4 protein-coding genes are annotated in these 2,907 nt (G+C 38.4%); 2 read left to right on the top strand and 2 right to left on the bottom strand.

Annotated elements, in window-relative coordinates; genetic code table 11:
• Positions 1 to 192: 192 nt before the first annotated feature.
• On the top strand, positions 193 to 348 hold the full coding sequence (locus IQ229_RS21940) for a single-stranded DNA-binding protein (protein WP_228013646.1): 156 nt from the start codon (positions 193 to 195) through the stop codon (positions 346 to 348).
• 767 nt (positions 349 to 1,115) lie between these two features.
• Positions 1,116 to 1,343, top strand: coding sequence for a hypothetical protein (locus tag IQ229_RS21935; protein ID WP_194047361.1), 228 nt, complete (start codon positions 1,116 to 1,118; stop codon positions 1,341 to 1,343).
• A 397-nt stretch (positions 1,344 to 1,740) separates the two neighbouring features.
• On the opposite strand, the gene IQ229_RS21930 is transcribed toward IQ229_RS21935, so the two are convergent.
• The gene (locus IQ229_RS21930) at positions 1,741 to 2,304 is read right to left on the bottom strand and encodes a ParA family protein (RefSeq protein ID WP_228013645.1); all 564 of its coding nucleotides are present in this window, start codon (positions 2,302 to 2,304) and stop codon (positions 1,741 to 1,743) included.
• Positions 2,305 to 2,469: 165 nt separating this feature from the next.
• The coding region (locus IQ229_RS21925) for a transposase (protein WP_194047359.1) at positions 2,470 to 2,907 on the bottom strand (438 nt) is incomplete at its 5' end.

Here is a 2,907-nt window from a genome sequence, read left to right as displayed (position 1 = left end):
TACCACCATAGCACAGGGTAACTTGTGGTTCCCTAGTAAAAACCACAATTTTACGATAAACAAGGACAAAAAATAACTCATAAGTATGAATAAAAAAGAATGTGGTTTAAATAAAACAACTCGTCAAAATAATAAATCCTGAAAGAACTAATGCTGACGCACCAATAAGAGAAATATATAAATCCTCGCGTTATGAACTATATCAACAAAGTCATGCTGGTTGGCAGATGCGGACAAGAACCAGAACTCAAATATTTCGAGTCTGGCGCAGTTAAGGCTTCAATCTTTATTGCAGTAAGACCACCTTACAGAAGTGAACAAGCCCTTTGGTTTGATTTAGTCGCCTAGGGAAATCAAGCAGAAGTGATTGGAAATTACGTTCGTAAAGGAACCCAACAAGGCGTGAATGTTTGACATAGGGATCAAGTCAATACGTTTTGATTTGTGAAAGTTATCTGTTCAGATTATCTAGGGGAGCAGGAAAGCAGGGGAGAGAAGAATAACTTGCTATGAGTCTTTCCCCAGAACTCTGCCCCTTCCCTCTCTAACCTCAAGAGCTTATCATAACCCCTTGGGGGCTAAGTGGGGTACATTTAGTTTATGACACTTTGTACCCCACTTAGCCCCCATATAGCCCATATATAGGTGTCAAATTTTCATTGAAGTTCTAATCTATTTTTGGGGTACATATAGCCCCCATATAGCCCCCACAAGAATTTTTGAAATCTTTATCTATCAACGCAGTAGAAATTAACTTACAAGAAAAATAGAGAAGAAGGAATAAAAAACTTTAGTTGCGGATCTAAAGCCCACTTAAAAAAATATTTATTTCGAGACGCATAGCGCGAAATACAAAGCGTCCTTGCTTCAATCCCGCGTTTCAAAACTTTGGTTCCCTACACCCTCTAAAATGGTTGACTGTTTGATTTATACTCTCCTGTCAATGTCTTTGTTATTAAATTAGCTTCCCGCAAGATGTCTAGCCCTATATCTGATACAACTGGAATTTATCTACGAGAAATTGGTCGCTTTCCGAAGCTATTGCCACAGTAAAAGATTATCTACACAAGAGTTGTAAGGTCAATGCAAAACTTGATAAGCAAAACAATTCTCAAGTGCAACGACTAGAGCCTTCCCCAACTAGGGCTGAACTAGTTGCCGAGGTAAATAAAACAGAAGCACAGTTAACCCAAATCCAAAAGCTTGGTCAGCTGGCTAAACAAAAAATGATTACCGCCAACCTCCGATTAGTGGTTGCGGTAGCTAAAAAATGTCGCTGGAGTAACCTAGAATTTCTGGATCTGATTGAAGAGGAGTCATTCCAAGGTACACTCTGCTCATAGACAAGGAATGAAAGCTTTACGACGTGAGCAAGACAGGATTAAAGATTATTTGGTTTCTTGAAAATTATTTATGTCCAAGGAGAAGGAATCGCTATTGTAGAAAGCACTTCTTCCGTACTCAGTCCAATAGCAGTTTGCTCTTAGTTGGGGCACTTAACCTTAATTTGGATGATTGAAGTCCCTCCATTATATTCTCCAACTACAGGCTCACCCGTAAACTCACTCACAAAGTATCCTCTCTTGGCAGTCTAGCAATCTCACATACTGAAACCGTTACGCTGATAATTCTGGTTTGACTCTGCGGGATTCAGGCGACAGCCATTTGGGTAGTTTAGATAGGCACTCATAGATTACATGGACATCTCCGGTTCAGTAAACTAAGTCGGACGAAATAGTATTAGTCCAACTTTTTCCGAATCTCTTTTGCCTTAGCTTCTAATACAGCCAATAAATCTCTCAGTTGCTCTTGCTGGATATCTTCGACCTTAGTTGCTGAGGGTTGAATGGGAATTAATACGTGACTAGAAGCTGCAAGAGCAGTCAGTGGTAAAGGCTCCAATGTTGCAGGACAATCGATAATTACAAAATCGTGAGATAAGGGATAATCACTCAACCGATCTGCAAGAGTATAAGTTCCACGCAGATCCTTTGAAACTTCCCGAATTGTTTCGTGTAATTCTTTTCCGCCTTTACAAACTTGAATTTTGTCAATCTTACCTTGCCAAGCTGTAACTAAAGGCCAGTTCCCATTGAAGTCTGGATGGTAAACATTAGCCATTGTTCCCTGAGTTTTAAATTCTCCTAATCCGCAAAATAATGTCAATGATTCGTTAGGATCGATGTCTAATAGTGCCACTGAATAGCCACGAACACCCAATTCATACGCAAGATTGTATGAAATAGTACTTTTCGCCACTCCTCCAGCGTTTGTCTCAATCGAAAGGGTCAAATTGGCAGGCATAATTTTTTCTCTTTCTTGATTACTATATTTCCGACTCCCAGTCATGAGATAACGTTATATCAGTTTGGGCGAAGAATTTTGAGATAATGTTATATCATTTTTCTGATTTCTCTAACAAGGATTGCTATCAACACAGAGGTTGACTGCAAGTAAGCTAATAGGCATTTAAATTGCAACATAGTCACTATTACCTTTATTTTTTAGTTTTCGATACCACTTAATTACTAATTCACCTTTATTTAAAAGTTTATCTAGTAAAAGCTTCAATTCATCTACTGATTGGAAAAGACGATGAGCGATGTATTCTTTACATGAATACCAGACTAATTCGATGATATTGTAATCAGGACTATATGCAGGTAAAAACTCTAAGATGAAATTAGGGAGTTCTTGGGCGATTTTAGCGAGAATATCAAAACGATTATGGAAACTAGCATTATCTAAAATTAAAATAATCTTGGGGCCAAGCTCCTGGAAATCCTCAGTGCTGTTTCCCTGACTTATCCACTCTTCTCTAATTAATTTATTTAGTTGCTGCAACTGCTCATAAAATATATCTCCCTCACCTTTTTTAATAAAAAAACATACCCGTTTCCGATCTCC

Origin of the sequence: Nostoc cf. edaphicum LEGE 07299, from assembly GCF_015207245.1 — a bacterium.
Classification (GTDB): domain Bacteria; phylum Cyanobacteriota; class Cyanobacteriia; order Cyanobacteriales; family Nostocaceae; genus Nostoc; species Nostoc edaphicum_B.
This window is presented reverse-complemented; position numbering and strand designations above follow the sequence as displayed.